Origin of the sequence: Neorhizobium galegae (assembly GCF_021391675.1) — a bacterium.
Lineage (GTDB): Bacteria > Pseudomonadota > Alphaproteobacteria > Rhizobiales > Rhizobiaceae > Neorhizobium > Neorhizobium galegae_B.
Map to the genome: position 1 here is coordinate 4020826 of NZ_CP090095.1, position 20693 is coordinate 4041518.

Genomic DNA, 20693 nt, shown 5'->3' on the forward strand with positions numbered 1-20693 from the left:
CTGCCATGAATCCCGAAGCAAACTGGATGCGAAAGACGTTAAAGCCGGGCGAAGCCGTCCGGTACTGGCAGCTCGGCGGCATCGCCGAAGAGCGTTTCGACGTGCCCGATGCCCCGATGAAGGGCGAGATGGACCCGTTCTTCTTCCTGACCAAGGTCAAGAACTTCATTCCGCACGAATATCCCTGCCGCACCATCTTTGCCGAGACCTATCGCGGCAAGCGCCCGGATGTCCGCGGCTCCTTCGATGCCACCCGCTGGTGGCTGCCTTTCGGTTCGCCGCGGCTCGATCTCTCCGGCTTCTGGTTTCGCCCGACCCGGCTTGCCAGCTGGACCCGCACCTATATCGAAGCAGAAACCGCCGGCACCGCAAAGATTCGCCTCGGCACCTGCGGCGGCGCGGTCATCTGGGTCAACGGCGAGGAAGCCGGCTGGATGGCGCCCTACAGCCGCAATCTCGAAGCCAAGCAGGAATTCGAACTGCCGCTGGTCGCCGGCCTCAACGAGATCACGCTGTTCTTCGATGATCTTGCCGAGCGTGACGCCCGCTATTTCTATCAGTTCGACTACGTCTCCGGCCCGGCCGCCAGTGTCGCCCTGCCGGTTCCTGTCACGAGCCCCGTCGCCGCAAGCCTCGAAAAGGCGCTCGACACCATGTATTTCGACCGCCAGCACTATTTCGGCGGCGATATCACCCTGCTTCTCTCCGCGCCCCTGCCGGTCGAGGTGAAGGTCAATGTCGCGGTCGAAGGCGATTTCATGTCGCGCGAGCGCTTCGATTTCGACTTCACCCTGGCCGCCGGCGCCACCAGCCTCAATATCGGCCCGTCGGAAAAGGCGCCCGCCGACTTCCGCCACTTCCGCATCACCCTCAATGCCGGCGGCTTCGTCGTGTCCCGTTCGCTCGGCGTCGAGATCTGCCACGCCGAAAGCCAGGGACAGGCTCCTGCATCGCTGAGCGATCGTATCACCGAGACCCTGACGCAGATTTCCGAGAATTCCGAACGCGATACAGTGCGCGCCTTCGCCCGTCTCGCGAGCGGCCGTTCCGGGCCCGATACGGATGCGATGATCGAGGAAATCCTGCCCTCGATCGAGGATTGCCACGACTGCGCCGACTTCTCGCTGGTGCCGCTCATCTGGTCGCGCACCGTCTGGGGCAAGGACATCAACGAGAAGACCCGTGCCCGCATCGACGGCGCCATCCTCAACTACCGCTACTGGATGGATGAGCCGGGTAACGATGTGCAGTGGTATTTCTCCGAAAACCACGCGCTGCTGTTCCACACCTCGGCCTATCTCGGCGGCAGTCTCTTGCCCGACGCCACCTTCGTCCGCTCCGGCCGCAAGGGTTCGGAGCAGGCAAAGGTCGGTGCCGCCCGCGTCCGCGCCTGGCTCGACCATTTCGAGCACTGGGAAATGGCCGAGTTCAACTCCGCCCCCTATTTCCCGATCGATCTCAAGGGCCTGACGGCGCTTGCAGCCCTTTCGCCTGACAGGGATATCGCCGACCGCGCCAAGGCCGGCATCGTCCGCCTCTGCGAAATCATGGCCCGCTCCGCCCATCACGGCATGGTGACGGCAGCGCAGGGCCGCTCCTACGAGCACACGCTCTGTGCCGGCCGCTCGCTGGAACTGTCCGGCGTCGCCCGCCTGCTCTGGGGCAAGGGCTGGTATGGCCGCCGCGTCCACTGCCTGCCGCAGATGGCCGTCTGCCTGCGCGACCATGGTCTCGAAATCCCGGCCGAGTTCGCCGCGATTGCCGATCACCGCGGGAGCCAGCACCAGGAATGGCGTTTCGCCCAGGGCGAAAACTCCTTTGCCGCTCTCTATCACTACAAGGGCGAGCACTTCGCCATGGGCTCGACGGTTCATTACCGCTGGGACGAATGGGGTTACCAGGAAACCATCCTGCACCTGCGTCTCGGCGATAAACCGGAAGCGGCGATCTGGATCAACCATCCAGGCGAAACCATCCAGTTCGGCTACGGCCGACCATCCTATTGGGGCGGCTGCGGCACCATTCCGCGCGCCCAGCAGTATCGCGGCCTCGCCGTCCTCGAATTCACCACCTATGAGGAACAGCCGGATTTCACCCATGCCTGGTTCCCCAAGGCCGAGTTCGACGAAACGCTTGTTTCCGGCGGCGTGGCGCTTGCCCGCTCCGGCAAGGGCGCCGTCATGCTGCGCACCGCCTCGAAGCTGGAGGCCGTCACCGAAGGCCCGTCGGCAGGGGCTGAACTGCGCCAGTACGGCCAGAAGACCCGCTGGATCGTCCGCGTCTGCGAAGCGGACAATCTCACTGCCGTCGAGTACCGCTTCAGCGGACTCGCCCCAAGACAGGAATCCGATGGCACCGTCGTTGTCGAGGACCCGGAATATGGTACCGTCCGCTTCAGGAAAGACGGCTCCGTGGAAGCCGAAGGCCGCGTCATCGCGCGGGCGGATTACACAGTAAAAGGCGAAGCAACGATGCTGAGCGCTTCGTGATCTAAAAACCGGACGGGTGGAGGCCCGTCCATTCAGAGGAGGAAATGAGCATGAAAACCAAATCGCTTCTGGCGGGCGCTGCGCTCGCCCTTCTCATGTCGACGGCAGCACATGCCGGCGACGTGCGGATCATGTGGTATTCGGACGGCGTCGAAGGCGACGTCATGAAGGACCTCGTCGGCCGTTTCATGAAGGAAAACCCGGGCATCAACGTCATCCTCGACAACGTTGCCTACAGCGTCATCAAGGACCAGCTGCCCGTGCAGCTCGAAGCCGGCAACGGCCCGGACATCGCCCGCGTCACGGCGATCAAGGACCTCTCCAGGCACTGGCTCGACCTGCGCCCGCTGGTCAAGGACGCCAAGTACTGGGACGATAATTTCGGCGCCCAGGCCGACTGGATGCGTCCGGACGGCTCCAAGCAGATCTCCGGCTTCATGACGCAGATCACCCTGACCGGCGGTTATGCCAACAAGACCCTGTTCGACCAGGCGGGCGTTCCGCTTCCAGGCCCCAAGGCCACCTGGGAAGAATGGGCGGCTGCTTCCAAAAAGGTCAAGGATAGCCAGAAGCTTCCGTTCGCCATGGCGATCGACCGCTCCGGCCACCGCCTGACTGCTCCGCTCCTGTCCTACGGCGCCAACTATGTCGGCAAGGACGGCAAGCCGGCTCCGCTCGACAAGGGCGCCAAGGACTTCCTGACCAAGTTCGTCGGTTGGGTCGGCGAAGGCTCCTTTGCCAAGGACGTCTGGGTCTCGGCTGCCGGCTCGACCTACCGTGCCGCGGCCGAAGATTTCATCAACGGCCAGCTCGCCTTCTATTATTCCGGTTCCTGGCAGGTGGCGAACCTCACCACCAAGATCGGCAACAGCTTTGACTGGGTGGCGACCGGCAGCCCCTGCGGCCCGGCAGCCTGCACCGGCATGCCCGGCGGCGCGGCACTCGTCGCCGTGAAATATACCAAGAACCCGAAGGACGTCGCCGCCGTCATGGACTGGTTCGCCCAGGAGAAAGTCGTCAAGGAATTCTCCGAGCGCACCCTCTTCCTGCCTGGCCACAAGGGCGTCGTCGACAAGGGCGGCCTCGATTTCAAGACCGACAACGCCTTCGCCAAGGCTGCCCTGACCAAATATGTCGAGGCATCCAAGACCACGGCCGATACCGCCCTGAAGCTGCCCGGCTGGCGCTGGTCCGACACGGTCTATGCCGCGATCGTCACCCGCGTCGGTCAGACGCTGGCCGGCGAACTGAAACTCGATGACGCTTTCACGCGCATCGACGCCGACATCGCCCAGAAGGTCAAGGACAGCGGCCTTTGATGACAGCATTGGGGTGAGCCCCTCACCCCGCCTCCGCTCCGCTCGGCGCACCCTCTACCCGCAAGCGGGGCGAGGGGGACCGGCGACGGCGCGGCATATCCCTTCTCCCCGCCCGCGGGGAGAAGGTGCCGGCAGGCGGATGAGGGGCGAGCCTCGCCATCCGGACAAGAAGACAAGGAGGGATGGAATACGAACATGAGCACGACGTCTCTCACAGACCGTCTCGGCAGCCTTCTCATGGCGCCCGTGCATCTCCTGATGCGCATCATCGACATACCGCTCCGCGCCGTCCAGAAAGCGGCCGGCATCGGCGGCATGGCGGCCGTGTTCCTCGCCCCGAACATGCTGATCTTCGGCATTTTCGTGCTCCTGCCCCTCGTCATCAACTTCGTCTATTCGATGACCGGCGGCACAGCCTTCTTCCTTTCCGAGCGCAATTTCGTCGGCGCCGAGCAGTATCAGCGCCTCTTCACCTGCACGAACTACCTCGACCCGATGTCCTGCCAGGAGGATGCCTTCTGGGCCGCCGTCGGCAACACGTTCTGGTTCGTGATCCTGCAGGTGGCGCTGATGATCGGCCTGTCGCTGATTACGGCATTGATCCTCAACCGCGATCTCGCCGCCCGCTCCTTCTGGCGCGCCGTGTTCTTTTTCCCGGTCCTCCTGTCGCCCGTCGTGGTCGGCCTGATCTGGAAGTGGATCCTGCAGCGCCAGGGCCTCCTGAATTTCGGCCTCTACCAGTTCGGCATCGAGCCCTATACCTGGCTTACCGACCGCAACTGGACCTTCATCGCCACGATCGGCGTCTCGATCTGGGCGCATATGGGCCTCTACACTCTGATCCTGCTCGCCGGCCTGCAGGCGATCCCGAAGGATCTCTATGAAGCTGCCGAGATGGACGGCACCAAGCCGGCGCGCGTCTTCCGGCGCATCACGCTGCCGCTTCTCGCGCCGAACCTTCTGGTCGTCGTGGTCCTCGCCCTGATCAAGGCCGTGCAGATCTTCGACGAGGTCTACGTGCTGACCGGCGGCGGTCCGGGCACCAGCACGCTCTATCTGACCCAGTACATCTACGAGACCGGCTTTGCCTCGACGCTCCGCAATCCGGGCCTTGCCGCAGCCGCCTCGATCCTGATGGGCCTCGTGCTCGTCGTCCTGACACTGATCCAGCTCGGCATAGGCCAGCGTGGCGAAAAGAAGGGGAAACGCTGATGGGTGTCGCCTCTCGCTTCATTCTGCGCCGCCGCGGCGGCAAAAGCTGGCACTGGACGGATATCGTCACCTGGGTCTGGCTCGTCGGCGGCCTGATCATCATGTTCGGCCCGGCCGTCTGGCTCGCCTTCTCGTCCTTCAAGACGCCGGCAGCCCTTGCCGAATTCCCGCCGTCGATCCTGCCCTACGTCACCAGCCAGGCGACAGTCCAGGGTTACGACAAGCCGTTGCAGCTCTTCGAAGCCAAGATGCCGGACGGTTCGACCAAGGTGCTGGCCGAGGTGCGCCGCATCGGTCTCGTCGCCCAGATGGTCGATCCGACGACGCCCGGAGAAATCGTCCGCGTCAACATCAACGACCGCACCCCGGTACGTTCGGTCTCGTTCGCCACGGAAAACTACACGACGCCCTTCACCCAGTTCGATTTCCTGCGCTACCTGTGGAACTCGGTCTTCGTGACGGTGACGGCGACGCTGATCACCCTGATCGTCAATTCCATGGCCGCCTTCGCGCTGTCGAAATACGAGTTCCGCGGCCGCTCGCTCGCCATGCTGATCATCCTTGCGACGCTGATGGTGCCGCTCTCGGTGATCATGGTGCCGCTCTATTCGATCATCTCGTCGCTCGGCCTGTTCAACAACCTCTGGGGCGTCATCCTGCCGACGGTCGCGACACCGACCGGCGTGTTCATCCTGCGTCAGTACATGCTGACCATCCCCGACGAGCTGATCGACGCCGCGCGCATGGACAAGGCGTCCGAATGGCAGATCTACTGGCGTATCGTCCTGCCGCTGACGGCACCGGCGCTCGCGGTTCTGGCGATCTTCTCGGTCGTCTGGCGCTGGAACGACTTCCTGTGGCCGCTGATCGTATTGTCGCGGCGCGAACTCTATACCCTTCAAGTGGGGCTGAGCATCTATTCCGGCGAACTGAACGTCCAGTGGCACTTCATCCTGGCGATGACGGTCGTGACCATGATCCCGGTCGTGCTTGTCTTCATCTTCCTGCAGCGTTTCATCACCACCGGCATTGCCGGCACCGGCCTGAAGTAAGGATCACCGATGGGCGAGATCACCCTCACCAAAATCAAGAAGTCCTTCGGCGCAGTCGACGTCCTGAAGGACATCGACCTCGATATCAAGGACGGCGAGTTCATCGTTTTCGTCGGCCCGTCCGGCTGCGGAAAATCGACCTTGCTGCGCACCATCGCCGGCCTTGAAAAGGTCACCGGCGGCGAGATCGAGATCGACGGCAAGCGCGTCAACGAAGTGTCAGCCGCCGACCGCGGCCTTGCCATGGTCTTCCAGTCCTATGCGCTCTATCCCCACATGAGCGTGCGCCAGAACCTCGCCTTTGGCCTTGAAAATTCCAACATGCCCAAGGCCGAGGTGGCCGAGCGCATCACCGAAGCCGCCCGCATGCTGGAGATCGAGCCCTATCTCGAACGCCGGCCCGGCCAGCTTTCCGGCGGCCAGCGCCAGCGCGTCGCGATCGGCCGCGCCATCGTGCGCCGCCCGACCGCCTTCCTGCTCGACGAGCCGCTGTCGAACCTCGACGCCGAACTGCGCGTCTCGACCCGTGCGGAACTCGCCGCTCTCCACGCCCGCCTCGGCTCGACGATGATCTACGTTACCCACGACCAGGTTGAGGCGATGACATTGGCCCACCGCATCGTGGTCATGCGCGCCGGCAAGATCGAACAGGTCGGCACCCCGCTCGACCTCTACAACACGCCCGCCAACCGCTTCGTCGCCGGCTTCATCGGCGCACCCCACATGAACTTCCTGGCCGGCGAGGTCGCCGAGCTGGAAACCGGCACGGCGACGCTTACGACCGCGGGCGGCCACCGCCTGCTCGTGCCGTTCTCGGGCCATTCCCTGTCCGTCGGCGACAAGCTGACGATCGGCATCCGCCCACAGCACATCACGCTCGCCAATGATCCGGGAAGCCTTAAGGTGAAGGTGCGCCTCGTCGAAGCGCTCGGCTCGGAAACGGTCATCCACGCGGATCTACAAGGCGAAAAGCTCCTCGCCGTCGTTCCCGGCCAGAAGCTCATTTCCCCGGGCGACGAAGCTTACCTCTCCGTCGCCGGCGCTCCGCTGCACCTGTTCGATCGGAATGGATTGAGGGTGAAGGGGACATGAACCGCCGCCTTGCGGCGGTTCATTAGGGCAAGCTGATAACCCGATGATAAGAAAATGAACGCTAATATGCCCCTGGGGCTAAGCGTCATCATCGGGAAAGATCATGGGCGAGTATCAGAACAGAGCTGTCGCACTGGTAACGGCAAGCGTGGGTGAAAATTTCACCTTCGACCAGGAGCAGCGTAGCCAGGCCTGTCTCGTGGCCGCGATAGAACTTTTTTACGTTCTTGGCGGTTCTGCCGAAGGGCTTGCAACTGCCGCGGCCGCTGCTGCCGCTAGGCCCGCCCCCGCCATCGATACCGCAATTGGCGAGCTGATGAAGGAGATTGCCGCGATCGGCGCCATGAAGGATCTCGACATTATACAGGCAGCGTACAATACGCTCGACCGGCAGATGCGAGCGATCAAGGCAGGTTGAGCAAGCCGCAGCCTCTACGACCGCTTTTGACCTGCGCGTCCCCCTTTACAGATAGCCCTTGAAGAAGGCCAACGTTGCCCTCCGCATTGCCTCCGTCTCGCGGTGCCCGACACCCACCTCTGGCAGGAATACCAGCGCACCGATCGCTTGCGCCTTGAGATAGGCGGCCTCCGTCTCGGCGAATGCACAGTCCACCGCCGCCGGCGGTGTCAGTGGGTCGTCGCAGCCGATGCAGATCAGCTGCGGCCGCGGCGCCACCAGACCGGCAATTTCGCCGATCGAGGTCTCCTTGAGCAGCCCCGGCACGGTCAGGTAATGCCCGTGCAGATCATGGGCGCCGATTTTGACCAGCGTCGCGAAATCCGCATAACAACACAGATGCGCCGTCGCCTTCACCCTCGGATCGATCGCCGCCAGGAAATAGGCAAGCGTCGCCCCCATCGACAGCCCCGAGACGCCGATCCTTTGCGGATCGACCTCCGGCCGGCCGGCGAGCCAGGTCAGCGCCGCCGCCTGTTCGGAAAGCATCTGCCCGAACAGCGTTTTGCCGTGCCAGAGCGCCGCCTTGGTCGCCGCTTCCTCGGTCACCCCGGCGCGCTCGCCAAACGTCGGCATGTCGATGCAGAGCGCCACATATCCCTCGCGCGCCAGAACCGGCCCGGGGGCATCGAGCAGGGCCGGTCGGCCGTCGATCAGTTCGGATGCGCCGATATCCCAGCGGGCGCCATGTGCATGCGCATAGACGATCGCCGGGCCGCGGGTGAGAAACCCTTCGCTCGGCCGGGTGAGGAAGCCCCGGACCTCCGCGCCATCCTCTAGCCGAAAACGCAACCTTTCGAGAATATAGCCGTCGTGGATCTCCGCCGAACTGTCCGCCAGCGTCATGGAGACCTCCTCGAAGGCAAGCAGCTCCTTCAATCGCTCAACCGTGATCGCCATCTTGCCCTCCTCCCGGCTTTCCACCCTTGCCCCGCCCTCCTTGTCCCGAAGCGAGGACGACTGCCTTCTGTGCCCTGCACCTTTTCAAAGACATAGACGAAAACTCATCCCCTCGCATCCCCGCCTTACGATCCATGCCTAAAATCCCTTCGTCCCGTTTCGGCTACACCGGCCCGCATAACCGGCGAGATGGGACCGGTGCCTTGGTGGTCTGCCGTCATGCAGGCGGGTTGTCAGGGGCTGCGCAGAAAATGGTCTCCCTCTCGCCTTATGGCGGGGCGTGCGTGTGTCGCACACAACCCGGTATGGCATCCGCAAGGAAATAAGCCCATGCCGCCGCAGAGGGACCGGAGTTGCGCGGAAAAATACACCGAACGGGACACGTCGCGTGTCACCTAACTAATTTCATACGAGGCACACGACGTGTCCCGGCCGATCCTCGGGTTTAACCCGAGGATGAAACGCAAAAGCACCAAGGGATGAGTACGCCTTGAGATTAGGCAAGGAAGAACATGGATAAGCCAGACCTTAGCGATTACGAAAAGCTTCGCGCCGAACAGCATGAGGAATTATGCCGCGCCACGGCGTCGATCTGCTTTCTGGACAGCGGCTTCTGCCGTTTGCGCGCCTGCCGCCGCCGGCGTGTCTGCAGCGGCCCGATGCTGCCATCGATGCATCAGAACTGGAAAGTTCGCGCCCAGCAGGAAATCGGTTTGAGCGGCAAGGCATGCGCCGATCTTCCGCATTGCATCGCCAATCGCGAACCGCAACATTATGAACTCTTCAGACAGACCATGCAGAAGCTTCAGCAGCTAGCCATCGATGAACCGAATCTCGACGTGCTCCGCGCCTGCATCTTCGTTGCGGCAAGGCGGCGCGCCAAGAAACATCTCTTGACTTCTCGTCCGCTGCATCCGACTTCAACATCGGAACAAGGAGTCGAGCCATGACCGAAGCCGCCCGCAGCACGATCGATCCCCGTACTACGATTGACCAAAGCGAAGTCGACCGGTTTTCCGCCATGGCCGCGGAGTGGTGGGACCCGACCGGCAAGTTCAAGCCGCTCCACAAGTTCAACCCCGTGCGCCTCGCCTATCTCCGCGACCGCATCTGCGAAAATTTCGGCCGGGATCCGAAGAGCCACCTGCCGCTTTCCGGCCTGCGCATCCTCGATATCGGCTGCGGCGGCGGGCTGCTCTCCGAGCCGATCGCCCGCATGGGCGCGACTGTCGTCGGCGCCGACCCGTCGGAAAAGAACATCGGCATCGCCTCCACCCATGCGGCGGAAACCGGAACCTCGGTGGACTACCGCGCCGTTACCGCCGAGCAGCTCGCCGAAGCCGGCGAGACGTTCGACGTCGTGCTGAACATGGAGGTCGTGGAGCACGTTTCGGACGTGAATTTCTTCATCACCACCTGCGCCAACATGGTCCGCCCCGGCGGCCTGATGTTCGTCGCCACCATTAATCGCACCTTCAAGGCCGGAGCGCTGGCGATTTTTGCCGCCGAGAACATCCTGCGCTGGCTGCCCCGCGGCACCCATCAATACGAAAAGCTGGTCCGCCCGGAAGAGCTCGAAAGACCGATCTCCTCAGCCGGCATGGACATCATCCATCGCACCGGCGTCTTCTTCAACCCCCTCCAGGATCGCTGGAATCTGTCGCCGGATATGGACGTCAACTACATGATGCTGGCCAAGCGGCCGGCGTGATTTTGAGAAAGCTGATCCGCGGTAGTATTGCAGCCGCGATAGGGGCGTGAGTATGCGCTCGCTCCACCAGAGCACCAACGCCGGCCATTGCCGCTCGTTCAGTTCGCGTCTTCGGGAATGATCGGCAGCGGCGCGATCTCAATGCCCTCGTCGAGCAGTTCGCGCACCTCGCCGAGGCTCGCCTGGCCGATGATGCCGCGGGCATCCGCCTCGCCATAGTGAATCTTGCGGGCTTCCTCGGGAAACTTTTCGCCGACGTCCTCGGCATTGGCCCTGATCGCCGCAACCGCTTCCTTGAGCTTGGCGATAGCCTCCTGGCGGGCGAGATCCATCACCATCGCCTGCTTCTCTTCCTTCTTTCGGGCGGTCGAAACAGAGGGCGCCATCAGCGTCTTGGAGATCGAGGCGGAATTGCAGACCGGACAGGTGAGGAACCCGCTCGCCACCTGCCGGTCGAAATCGGCGCTTTCCGAGAACCAGCCTTCGAACGTGTGGGCATTGTCGCAGGAGAGGGAATACTTGATCAAGCGGCCACCTCTCCCGCCGCGTCCGTAACCGCATCGAGCGAGAACTCGCGGGCGTTCTTGAGGTTCGGGATCTTCCCCCGCGCCGCAGCAACGGCGGCAATATCGATCTCGGCCAGCACGACGCCCTCGCCGCTGCCGCCGGCGGATGCCAGCACCCTGCCCCAGGGATCGACGATCATCGAATGGCCAAATGTCTCGCGGCCGTCTTCATGCACGCCGGCCTGAGCGGCGGCGATCACGAAGGCACCGTTCTCGATCGCACGGGCACGCAGCAGGATTTCCCAATGGGCCTCGCCGGTCTGGCGGGTGAAGGCGGCCGGCACGGTCAGGATTTCGGCCCCGGCCAAGGCTTCTGTCCGGAAAAGCTGCGGAAAACGGACGTCGTAGCAGATCGCAAAACCGAGCTTGCCGAACGGCAGGTCGACGACGCGCGCTTCGCTGCCGGGCTCGTAGGCCGAGCTTTCGCGCCAGCTCTCGCCATTGTCCAGATCGACATCGAACATATGAATCTTGTCATAGGTGCAGACCTGCCGGCCGCTGGGCGCAAAGAGGAAGGCGCGGTTGGCGATCTTGCCGCCATCGACCGCAATCGCCGTCGAGCCGACATGCAGATGGATGCCGAGTTCGCTCGCGAGGCTGCGGGCGGTCGAAACGATGATATCGCCTGCCTCGTCGCGCAGCACGGCACGCATGGCCTTGCGGTCCCGCCGCAGGAAGCCGGTCATCTCCGGGGTCTGGATATAGATCGCGCCGTGAGCCGCAGCTTCCCGCACCAGCCGCGCCATGTCGGCAGCGTTCTTTTCCGGATCGACGCCGGAGCACATCTGGATGGCGGCAGCTTTGAAAGCCATGGTAGATACCTCTCAGTGCGCCAGCATCGGGTCCAGCTTGCCGGCCCGGTCGAGTGCGTGCAGATCGTCGCAGCCGCCGACATGTGTGCCGTCGATAAAGATCTGCGGGAAGGTCGAGCGACCGTTCGCCTTGCCGATCATCTCCTGACGCAGTTCCTGCGAATAGGTGGCGTCATGCTCGGTATAGGCCACACCCTTGGTGTCCAGCAAAGCTTTTGCGCGCGCGCAGTAACCGCAATATTCGCGGGTATAGATAGTGACCTCTGCCATGATCGTCTCCGGGCGCGGCCGGGCGGGAAAAAGGCCGCGCGCAATAGTGTCTTCTTCTGTCATATAGGCCCGGCAATAGCCATTGCAAAGGTCAAAACCGTGACCTCGGCGGCGCCCGCTCGCCTCAATGCGCGAGTGGCGGATGAAACCGTCGCCCCGGTCGTATAGACGTCGTCGACCAGCACCAGCCGCTTGCCGAAGACGCGATCCTCATGGCCCGGCGCGATCTCGAAGGCCGCCCGCATATTGTCCTCCCGGGCCCGCACCGAAAGCCCCACCTGCCGGTTCGTGCGTTTGACGCGGATGAGCGTGGACGGCAGGAACGGCTGGCCGGATTTTCGCGACAGATGCCGGGCAAGCTCTGCCGCCTGATTGAATTTCCGCGAGGCGAAACGCGAGCGATGCAGCGGCACCGGCAGGATGCCGTCGCAGTTAGAGACGTAACCATCGGAGGCGCGCAGCATCCAGCCGGCCATCATGCGCGCGAGATCGGTGCGGTCGCGGTATTTCAGCGAATGGACGAGGTCGCGGGCCGCGCCCTCGAAGATTGCCGCGGAGCGCAGGCGGTCGAAGACGGGCGGTTCGGCAATCGCCTGCGCCGACAGAATGCCAGGCCCCGGATCGTAGGAGAACGGCAGGCCGAGCGTCTCGCAATAGGGCCGCTCGATGAACCGGATCTCCCGCCAGCAGGCGGGGCAGAAGCCCTGATGCGCGCCCGTTCGCACACCGCAGCCGGGGCAGGTCGGAGGATAGACGAGATCGCCCACCCATTTCGTCCACCCCACGGCAAACGATCCTAAAAGTCGCAGCGCATTGACGTTGGGCTCGGCGGACATGACTTGACAATAGCGGACGGAGCGCGCTTTTGCGACGCCAGAATACGAGTGGACGGCCATGGAAATTCTTTTCGACGAACAGCTGGTGAGTGCACGGCGCAGACGCGCGATAGCCGCCAAGGACAGCAATGCCGCCTTCCTTCTGGACATTGCCGGCCGCGAGCTTGCAGACCGGCTGGCGGTCGTCGAACGGAAGTTCGAGACCGCGGTCGAACTTCATGGCGGAACCGGCATCGCCGCTCGCGAAGCGCTGGCCACCGGCAAGGTCGGCACCTTGAGCCGCGTCGAGACCGATGCCACCTTCGCAAGGCCCGGAGACGCCTTCACCACGGCTCCATTCGAAGACGTCCCCCTGGAACCCGAATCCGTCAATCTGGTCCTGTCGCCGCTCTCGCTGCACCTGGTCAACGACATGCCCGGCACGCTGATCCGCATCCGCCGGGCGCTGAAGCCCGACGGGCTTTTTCTGGCGGCGATCCCCGGCTCGGGCACGCTGCAGGAAATGCGCGACGTCCTTCTCTCTGCCGAGGCGGAACTGACCGGTGGCGCGAGCCCCCGCGTCATTCCGTTTGCCGATGTCCGCGATGTCGGCGCCCTGCTGCAGCGGGCCGGCTTCTCGCTGCCGGTCGTCGATGCCGAGACCTACACGGTGCGTTACGACTCGCTCTTCCCGCTGATGCGCGATTTACGCGCCATGGGCATGACCAACCCCCTCGCAGGCCGCAGCCGCGTGCCGGTCACGAGGCGTTTCTTCGTAAGGGCTGCAGAGCTTTATGCGGAACGTTATTCCGATCCGGACGGCCGCATCCGCGCCACGTTCTCGATCATCTACGCATCCGGCTGGGCCCCGCACGAAAGCCAGCAGAAGCCGTTGAAGCCGGGTTCGGCCAAGATGCGGCTGGCCGATGCGTTGCGCAGGGAAACGGAATAGGAGCGTTAGCGGGTAGCGTCCTCGTATATATTCGCGATGCCGCCGAACATGTTGTTCATGAGGTCGTAATAACTGCCGAGCGCGATAAACAGCGTTACCGCCAGAATTGAAGCGATGAGGCCATATTCCACGGCCGTTGCGCCGCTGTTATTCTTCAGAAGAAACCTGAAAAGGCGCATGGAATATCCTTCAATCAACATGAGCGGGGCCAAAAAGCCCCTGGCGTCAGCAGTCGCTGCCGACGCCATAGCCCTGCACGATGCAGACCGAGCCGGGCGTTTCCTGCAGCACGCTGCGCCGGATCGTATAATGCCTTGCGCCCTTTTCGCCGGGCTTGATGGAGCCCGTGCTGATCAGGTCGAAATCCTCCTGGACATGCGCCAGTCGGCGCTCATCATTGCGGCCAGCGAGCATCGGCGTCACGATCAGCGAAAGAGCGATCGCGGCCGTCCCGAACAGAAGAGCGATATTGAGCGCGCCGGTTTTGCCGGAGCCATGCGTCGCCCGCTGACGGACCCGCACAGTTTTCCAGAATTCCTCGTCCATGCCTTCTAAAGCCTCATCAACGCGTTACCGGATAAGCCATGAAGGTGCCACAATCGGCTAAACGATCCCTTAACGCCGTATGAATTCGGCCGCTCTAATTTTATCGATCAGAGCAGATCCTGCAGGATCGGGATCAGCGGCTCGTCGGCCGGTGGCATCGGGTAGTCCCTGAGCGCGTTCGGCCGCACCCATTTGATCGCCTGCCCTTCCCTTCCCGTCGGAATACCTTCGAAGCGACGGCAGACATAGAGCGGCATTAGCAGGTGGAAGGTCTCGTAGGTGTGGCTGGCGAAGGTGAGCGGCGCAAGGCACGGGATCTTGGTCTGGATGCCCAGTTCTTCCTCGAGCTCGCGCACCAGCGTCTCCTCGGGCGTCTCACCGGGCTCGACCTTGCCGCCGGGAAACTCCCAGAGACCGGCCAGCGACTTGCCTTCCGGACGCTGCGCCAGAAGGACGCGACCGTCGGTATCGATCAGCGCGCAGGCGGCGACGAGCAGGATCTTGCGGGGGGCGTCGCTCATGCCCGGCTTTCCTGCCGCCAGTAACGGTATTCGTAGGCCTTGCGGAAGCCGAATTTTCGATAAAGCGCCATCGCCGGTTCGTTGGTCGAGACCACCTGCAGCCAAGCCGAACGCGCACCGCTGATACGAGCCCAGCGCAGCGCCGAAGACAGGATTTCGGTGCCGATGCCCTCGCGCCGATGCGCTTTGGCCACGGCAAAGGAGATGATGCCGGCAAGATCGTTGTCCTGGACGCAGAGCGCCACGGCCGCGGCTCCTTCCTGCGGATTCTCCTTGATGAAGAAGCCGGAGATCGGCTTGATCGAACTCAGGATCTCGGCAAGCGCCGGCTTCAGCGCCGGGTCCTCGCTATCGACCGCAAGGCTCGCATCGCAGAACCGGCCGATATCGTGGCTCGGCAGGTGATCGAGCGTGTCCGGCAATTCCAGTTCGGTAAGGTTGACGGTCAGAACGTCGACAGTCTCGAACACCCGCCAGCCGGCGGCATCGAGATGGTCGATGAGCTTGGGAGGGGCGAGCGGCGTCTCCCGGACGACCAACTGACGGCCATAATTCTCGAACCGCTTGCGCGCCTTCTCGAGCCGCATCGCCATGTCGCGGTGATCCGACGGGTCGAGCGGCACTATGCAGTTCAGGCGCTTGGAAGGATGGCCGCCGGTCAGCCGCACCTGCCAGCTTCCGTCATAAACGACAGACGCCGCCGGCCAGGCCCGAAAGCCCACGGCTTCGAGCCGCCTGACCAATGGCAGATCGTTCTGAGGAGAAGATGCTTCGTTCAATTCCTGTCAGCTCCGATAGTCGCCGTTGATGGCAACATATTCCTTGGTGAGGTCGCAGGTCCAGACGGTCGCCCGGCCGTTGCCGAGACCGATATCGACCTTCACCGGAATGTCTTGTTCCTTCATGACAGCGGTGGTCGCGGCTTCGGAATAGGCCGGATCGCGCTCGCCGTCGACGGCAACGCGCACATCGCCGAACCAGATCGCCAGCCGGTCGCGGTCAGCCATCTCGCCCGACTTGCCAACGGCCATCACGATACGGCCCCAATTGGCGTCTTCGCCGGCGATCGCGGTCTTGACCAGCGGCGAGTTGGCGATCGAAAGAGCGATCGCCTTGGCTGCGGCATCGCTCTCGGCACCGGTGACGGTGATTTCGACCATCTTGCGGGCACCTTCACCGTCGCGAACGACCTGCAGGGCCAGATCCTTGAGCAGGTCGTTGAGCGCCGCGCGGAAGCTCGTCAGGCGTGGATCGTCGGCGGTCTCGACGCGGGCTTGCCCATCGTCGGCGGCGGCACCGGTGGCAAACAGCATCAGCGTATCGGAGGTCGAGGTATCGCTATCGACGGTGACCGAATTGAAGGTCGGGCCGACGCCGGCGGAAAGCAGGCTCTGCAGCGCCGGCGACGCGATGTCCGCATCGGTCGCCACGAAGGACAGCATCGTCGCCATGTCCGGCGCGATCATGCCGGCGCCCTTGGCGATGCCGTTGATCGTCACCTTGACGCCGCCGATTTCGGCAATGCGGGTCGCGACCTTCGGATAGGTGTCGGTGGTCATGATCGCCTTGGCAGCTTCGAGCCAGAAGTTGCCGGTGGCGCCGGTGTTCATGTCGCCGAGCACGCCTGCGAATTTCGTCGCGTCGAGCGGCTCGCCGATCACGCCGGTCGAAGCCAGATAGACCTCGTTCTCGCCGCAGCCGACAGCCTCGGAGGCCGATTTGGCAGTGAGTTCAGTCGCGGCTTTGCCCCTGATGCCGGTAAAGGCATTGGCATTGCCGGAATTGACGACCACGGCACGCGCCACCCCATGCGACAGATTGGCGCGGCAGAAATCGACCGGCGCCGAAGGGCACTTGGAGCGGGTGAAGACGCCCGCGACGGTCGCCGGCTCGTCGAACACCATCAGCAGCACGTCGGTGCGGTTCTTGTACTTGATCCCGGCGGCGGCAGTCGCCATGCGCACGCCGCGGATCGCCGGCATGTCGGGATAGGATTTCGGAGCGAGCGGCGAAACGGAATCGGACATCGGAAATTACCTGGCTCAAATAGGAAAAGGGCCCGGAAGATCCGGGCCCGTCGTCAAAAGATTACTGCTGGGCCGGGACGGCACCGTCCTGCATCTTGCTGACGTCGTCATAGCCCTTCTTGAGGGCCGCATCCTTGATGTCGATCTTTTGCTCGCTCTTGGCCTTGGTGATGAGAGCGACGTACTTGTCGCGCATCACAAGCTGCTTGACCTGGTCCTCGACCTGGTCGAAAGCCGGCGCCGGAGCATCGCGCGTGTCTTCCAGCTTGATGACGTGATAGCCGAACTGCGACTTGACCGGCGTCTTGGAATATTCGCCCTTCTTCAGCGTGAAAGCGACTTCTTCGAATTCCGGGACCATGCGGCCGCGGCCGAACCAGCCAAGGTCGCCGCCTTCATCCTTGTTGGAATCCTGGGACTTTTCCTTGGCGATCGCGGCGAAATCCTTGCCCTTGTCGAGATCGGCGATGATCGCCTTGGCCTCGTCCTCGGTCTTCACCAGGATGTGACGGGCATGCACTTCTTCCTGCTTCGGCAGGGAGGCGATTTCCTTGTCGTAACGAGCCTTGACCTCTGCCGGGGTGGTGGCGTCGATCACATGCTTGCGGAAGTAGGCGTTATGCAGCTCGCGGTCGGCAATATAGTCCATCCGCTTCTTGAAGTCCGGCGTATCCTTGATGCCTTCGGCGAGAGCGCCCTTGGCGAGCAGCTTGACGTCGATGGCGCCGGAAAGGGCTGCGACCTTCTTCTGGTCGTCCGGAAGCTGGGCGAGCTGCGGGTCGAGGTTCTGAACCGCAATATCCAGTTCCGACTGGTGAATTTCCAGGTCACCGACCTTGGCAACGACCGTATCCTCCGCCGCAAAGGCGGGAGCCTGGCAGAGGATCGCGGCGGCCAGCGCGGCCGTCATGAGAAATTTGTGGCGCAACATCGATAAAGACCTTTCGATAAGGATGCCGGTTTCAGAACGTCTGATTCCGGCCAGAAAACCTTCACAAACACCGGATTGTGGCCATTCTGTATCGGCCGCCACCGTTGACATCATTCGACCCCCCTCTTATCTGTCACGCAACTTGGCGTCCAGCAGAGTTTCCGGGCGTGACGGGTCATTTTATCGGCATCAGAAACCGATGGTTCGACCGGTCCCGCGCCCCCATGGGACAGATTTCAGAAAGGACCATTCGTATGGTCAGCCTTGGCGGCATCGCCCGCAAATTGTTCGGTTCGGCAAACGATCGCCGCGTGCGCAGCTACCAGCCGACCATCGACGCCATCAATGCAATCGAGGAGAAGACCAAGGCTCTCTCCGACGAACAGCTCGCAGCCCAGACGGTGGAGTTCAGGAAACTGCTCGCCGAGGGCAAGACGCTCGACGACATCCTGATCCCCGCCTTTGCGGTGGTGCGCGAGGCGTCCCGCCGCGTACTCGGCATGCGCCCGTTCGACGTGCAGCTGACCGGCGGCATGATCCTTCACGATGGCGCGATCGCCGAGATGAAGACCGGCGAAGGCAAGACGCTGGTGGCGACGCTGCCCGTCTACCTCAACGCGCTCGCCGGCAAGGGCGTCCATGTGGTCACCGTCAACGACTACCTGGCCCAGCGCGACGCCCACACGATGGGTAAACTCTACGGCTTCCTCGGGCTGACCACGGGCGTCATCGTCCATGGCCTCAGCGACGAAGAGCGCCACGCCAACTATGCCTGCGACATCACCTACGCCACCAACAACGAACTGGGCTTCGATTATCTGCGCGACAACATGAAGTACGAGCGCAGCCAGATGGTCCAGCGCGGACACAACTACGCGATCGTCGACGAAGTGGACTCGATCCTGGTCGACGAGGCGCGCACGCCGCTGATCATCTCCGGCCCGCTCGACGACCGTTCGGAACTCTACAACACGATCGACGCCTTCATCCCGGTCCTGACGCCGGAAGACTACGAGATCGACGAGAAGCAGCGCTCTGCAAACTTCTCCGAGGTCGGCACCGAAAAGCTCGAGAACCTGCTGCGTCAGGCCGGCCTGCTGAAGGGCGAATCCCTCTACGACGTCGAGAACGTCGCGATCGTCCACCACATCAACAACGCGCTGAAGGCCCACAAGCTCTTCACCCGCGACAAGGATTATATCGTCCGCAACGACGAGATCGTCATCATCGACGAATTCACGGGCCGCATGATGCCCGGCCGCCGTTATTCGGAAGGCCAGCACCAGGCGCTCGAAGCCAAGGAAAAGGTGCAGATCCAGCCGGAGAACCAGACGCTCTCCTCGATCACCTTCCAGAACTATTTCCGCATGTACGGAAAGCTCGCCGGCATGACCGGTACGGCCCAGACCGAAGCGGAAGAGTTCGGCAATATCTACAAGCTCGAAGTGATCGAAGTGCCGACCAACCTGCCGATCCAGCGTATCGACGAGGACGACGAGGTCTACCGGACCTTCGACGAGAAGTTCAAGGCGATCATCGAAGAGATCAAACAAGCCCATGAACGCGGCCAGCCGGTCCTGGTCGGCACGACCTCGATCGAAAAATCCGAACTGCTGGCGACCATGCTGCGCCAGTCGGGCTTCAACAATTTCCAGGTCCTGAACGCCCGTTACCACGAGCAGGAAGCCTATATCGTGTCGCAGGCCGGTGTGCCGGGCGCAGTGACGATCGCCACCAACATGGCCGGCCGCGGCACCGACATCCAGCTCGGCGGCAATATCGACATGCGCCTCGAACGCGAGCTCGAAGGCATGGAGCCGGGTCCGGAGCGCGATGCACTGGAAGCGGCAAGCCGCGAGGAAGTGAAGCAGCTCAAGGAAAAGGCGCTTGCCGCCGGCGGCCTCTACGTCATCGCCACCGAACGCCACGAAAGCCGCCGCATCGACAACCAGCTGCGCGGCCGTTCCGGTCGTCAGGGCGACCCGGGCCGTTCGAAGTTCTACCTGTCGCTCCAGGACGACCTGATGCGCATCTTCGGCTCCGACCGCATGGACAGCATGCTGCAGAAGCTCGGCCTCAAGGAAGGCGAAGCGATCGTCCATCCCTGGATCAACAAGGCGCTCGAACGCGCCCAGAAGAAGGTCGAAGCCCGCAACTTCGACATCCGCAAGAACCTTCTGAAATACGACGACGTCACCAACGACCAGCGCAAGGTGATCTTCGAGCAGCGCATCGAGATGATGGACTCGGAAGACGTATCCGAGACCGTCGAGGACATGCGCAACGAGGTGATCGAAGTTCTCGTCGCCAAGCACATTCCCGAACGCGCCTATGCCGAGCAATGGAATGCCGCAGGCCTTCGCGAAGACGCCGACCGGATGCTCAACCTCGACCTGCCGATCGAGGACTGGGTCAAGGAAGAAGGCATCGGCGAGACCGACATCCGGGAGCGCATCACCGAGGCTGCCGACAAGGCCGCGGCCGATCGCAAGGAACGCTTCGGCGCCGATATCATGACCTATGTGGAGCGCTCCGTGCTGCTCCAGACGCTCGACCACCTGTGGCGCGAGCATATCGTCAACCTCGACCACCTGCGCTCGGTCATCGGCTTCCGCGGTTATGCCCAGCGCGATCCGCTGCAGGAATACAAGGCGGAAGCCTTCGAGCTGTTCCAGGCCCTGCTTGCCAACCTGCGCGAGGCGGTCACCGCACAGCTGATGCGCGTCGAGCTGGTGCAGAACCCGGAACCGCCGCAGCCGCCGGCGATCTACGACGAACAGCATGTCGATCCGACGACCGGCCTCAACCAGGTCACCGGTTTCGATAGCGAGAACTTCATCGCTGCACCGGAAGACCGTCGTCCGGAAGATCCCTCCACCTGGGGCAAGATCGGCCGCAACGAGGCCTGCCCCTGCGGGTCCGGAAAGAAATACAAGCATTGCCACGGCGCCTTCGAGCAGGCCTGAGGCTTCCGCGAAACCTGATGATGCGAACGCCGCCCTTGGGCGGCGTTTTCGTGTC

General features: G+C 63.0%; 20 protein-coding genes and 1 pseudogene. 10 read left to right on the top strand and 11 right to left on the bottom strand.

Going from position 1 to position 20693, the window contains the following annotated elements; all coding sequences use genetic code 11:
- Positions 1-5 precede the first annotated feature (5 nt).
- The 6 genes from LZK81_RS19640 (at position 6) to LZK81_RS19665 (ending at position 7582) form a co-directional block, all read left to right on the top strand.
- Entirely contained in the window at positions 6-2489 is a 2484-nt protein-coding gene (locus LZK81_RS19640) for a hypothetical protein (RefSeq protein ID WP_233954354.1), read from the top strand.
- 50 nt (positions 2490-2539) lie between these two features.
- Entirely contained in the window at positions 2540-3808 is a 1269-nt protein-coding gene (locus LZK81_RS19645) for an ABC transporter substrate-binding protein (RefSeq protein WP_046605358.1), read from the top strand.
- Positions 3809-4003: 195 nt separating this feature from the next.
- Positions 4004-5020, top strand: coding sequence for a carbohydrate ABC transporter permease (locus LZK81_RS19650; protein ID WP_046605357.1), 1017 nt, complete (start codon positions 4004-4006; stop codon positions 5018-5020).
- Positions 5020-6072, top strand: coding sequence for a carbohydrate ABC transporter permease (locus tag LZK81_RS19655; RefSeq protein ID WP_046612354.1), 1053 nt, complete (start codon positions 5020-5022; stop codon positions 6070-6072). Before LZK81_RS19650 ends, LZK81_RS19655 begins: the two co-directional genes overlap by 1 nt.
- Before the next feature lie 9 nt (positions 6073-6081).
- On the top strand, positions 6082-7164 hold the full coding sequence (locus tag LZK81_RS19660) for an ABC transporter ATP-binding protein (RefSeq protein ID WP_233954355.1): 1083 nt from the start codon (positions 6082-6084) through the stop codon (positions 7162-7164).
- Between the two features lie 103 nt (positions 7165-7267).
- Complete coding sequence (locus LZK81_RS19665; protein WP_046605354.1) at positions 7268-7582, top strand: hypothetical protein; 315 nt, start codon at positions 7268-7270, stop codon at positions 7580-7582.
- Positions 7583-7627: 45 nt separating this feature from the next.
- Here the strand turns inward: LZK81_RS19665 and LZK81_RS19670 are convergent, their stop codons facing one another.
- Positions 7628-8521, bottom strand: a complete 894-nt coding sequence (locus tag LZK81_RS19670) for an alpha/beta hydrolase family protein (protein WP_046605353.1) — start codon at positions 8519-8521, stop codon at positions 7628-7630.
- A gap of 659 nt (positions 8522-9180) precedes the next feature.
- On the opposite strand from LZK81_RS19670, the gene LZK81_RS19675 reads away from it, so the two are divergent.
- Positions 9181-9471: a hypothetical protein gene (locus LZK81_RS19675; RefSeq protein WP_233954356.1), complete on the top strand. Its 291-nt coding sequence runs from the start codon at positions 9181-9183 to the stop codon at positions 9469-9471.
- A complete protein-coding gene (gene ubiG, locus LZK81_RS19680; RefSeq protein ID WP_046605351.1) occupies positions 9468-10232 on the top strand; it encodes a bifunctional 2-polyprenyl-6-hydroxyphenol methylase/3-demethylubiquinol 3-O-methyltransferase UbiG in 765 nt (254 codons plus the stop codon). Before LZK81_RS19675 ends, ubiG begins: the two co-directional genes overlap by 4 nt.
- Before the next feature lie 98 nt (positions 10233-10330).
- Here the strand turns inward: ubiG and LZK81_RS19685 are convergent, their stop codons facing one another.
- The 4 genes from LZK81_RS19685 to LZK81_RS19700 are packed head-to-tail and all read right to left on the bottom strand — an operon-like array spanning position 10331 to position 12716.
- Positions 10331-10759, bottom strand: a complete 429-nt coding sequence (locus LZK81_RS19685; protein ID WP_046605350.1) for a DUF1178 family protein — start codon at positions 10757-10759, stop codon at positions 10331-10333.
- Positions 10756-11610 (bottom strand): carbon-nitrogen hydrolase family protein, encoded by an 855-nt coding sequence (locus LZK81_RS19690; protein ID WP_233954357.1) that lies wholly within the window; start codon positions 11608-11610, stop codon positions 10756-10758. The genes LZK81_RS19685 and LZK81_RS19690 overlap by 4 nt, the downstream gene beginning before the upstream one ends.
- A gap of 12 nt (positions 11611-11622) precedes the next feature.
- Entirely contained in the window at positions 11623-11880 is a 258-nt protein-coding gene (gene grxC, locus LZK81_RS19695) for a glutaredoxin 3 (RefSeq protein WP_046605348.1), read from the bottom strand.
- A gap of 59 nt (positions 11881-11939) precedes the next feature.
- Positions 11940-12716 carry a ComF family protein gene (locus tag LZK81_RS19700; protein WP_046612347.1) on the bottom strand — a complete coding sequence of 259 codons (777 nt, stop codon included), beginning with the start codon at positions 12714-12716 and terminating at the stop codon, positions 11940-11942.
- Between the two features lie 58 nt (positions 12717-12774).
- Between LZK81_RS19700 and LZK81_RS19705 the strand changes: the two genes are divergently transcribed.
- Positions 12775-13647 (top strand): class I SAM-dependent methyltransferase, encoded by an 873-nt coding sequence (locus LZK81_RS19705; protein ID WP_046605347.1) that lies wholly within the window; start codon positions 12775-12777, stop codon positions 13645-13647.
- A 5-nt stretch (positions 13648-13652) separates the two neighbouring features.
- Here LZK81_RS19705 and LZK81_RS19710 read toward each other — a convergent pair whose 3' ends face one another.
- The 6 genes and pseudogenes from LZK81_RS19710 to LZK81_RS19735 all read right to left on the bottom strand — a co-directional run bounded on the left by LZK81_RS19710 (position 13653) and on the right by LZK81_RS19735 (position 17672).
- Complete coding sequence (locus tag LZK81_RS19710; protein WP_233954358.1) at positions 13653-13826, bottom strand: Flp family type IVb pilin; 174 nt, start codon at positions 13824-13826, stop codon at positions 13653-13655.
- 46 nt (positions 13827-13872) lie between these two features.
- On the bottom strand, positions 13873-14193 hold the full coding sequence (locus LZK81_RS19715) for a hypothetical protein (protein ID WP_037081748.1): 321 nt from the start codon (positions 14191-14193) through the stop codon (positions 13873-13875).
- A gap of 107 nt (positions 14194-14300) precedes the next feature.
- Positions 14301-14714, bottom strand: coding sequence for an 8-oxo-dGTP diphosphatase MutT (gene mutT / locus LZK81_RS19720; protein ID WP_233954359.1), 414 nt, complete (start codon positions 14712-14714; stop codon positions 14301-14303).
- Positions 14711-15531: pseudogene (locus LZK81_RS19725) on the bottom strand (GNAT family N-acetyltransferase). The gene mutT and the pseudogene LZK81_RS19725 overlap by 4 nt, the downstream one beginning before the upstream one ends.
- Complete coding sequence (gene argJ, locus LZK81_RS19730) at positions 15500-16741, bottom strand: bifunctional glutamate N-acetyltransferase/amino-acid acetyltransferase ArgJ (protein WP_233954360.1); 1242 nt, start codon at positions 16739-16741, stop codon at positions 15500-15502. The pseudogene LZK81_RS19725 and the gene argJ overlap by 32 nt, the downstream one beginning before the upstream one ends.
- A 61-nt stretch (positions 16742-16802) precedes the next feature.
- On the bottom strand, positions 16803-17672 hold the full coding sequence (locus LZK81_RS19735; protein WP_046612343.1) for a peptidylprolyl isomerase: 870 nt from the start codon (positions 17670-17672) through the stop codon (positions 16803-16805).
- 254 nt (positions 17673-17926) lie between these two features.
- On the opposite strand from LZK81_RS19735, the gene secA reads away from it, so the two are divergent.
- Entirely contained in the window at positions 17927-20638 is a 2712-nt protein-coding gene (gene secA / locus LZK81_RS19740; RefSeq protein WP_046605342.1) for a preprotein translocase subunit SecA, read from the top strand.
- Positions 20639-20693: the final 55 nt, after the last annotated feature.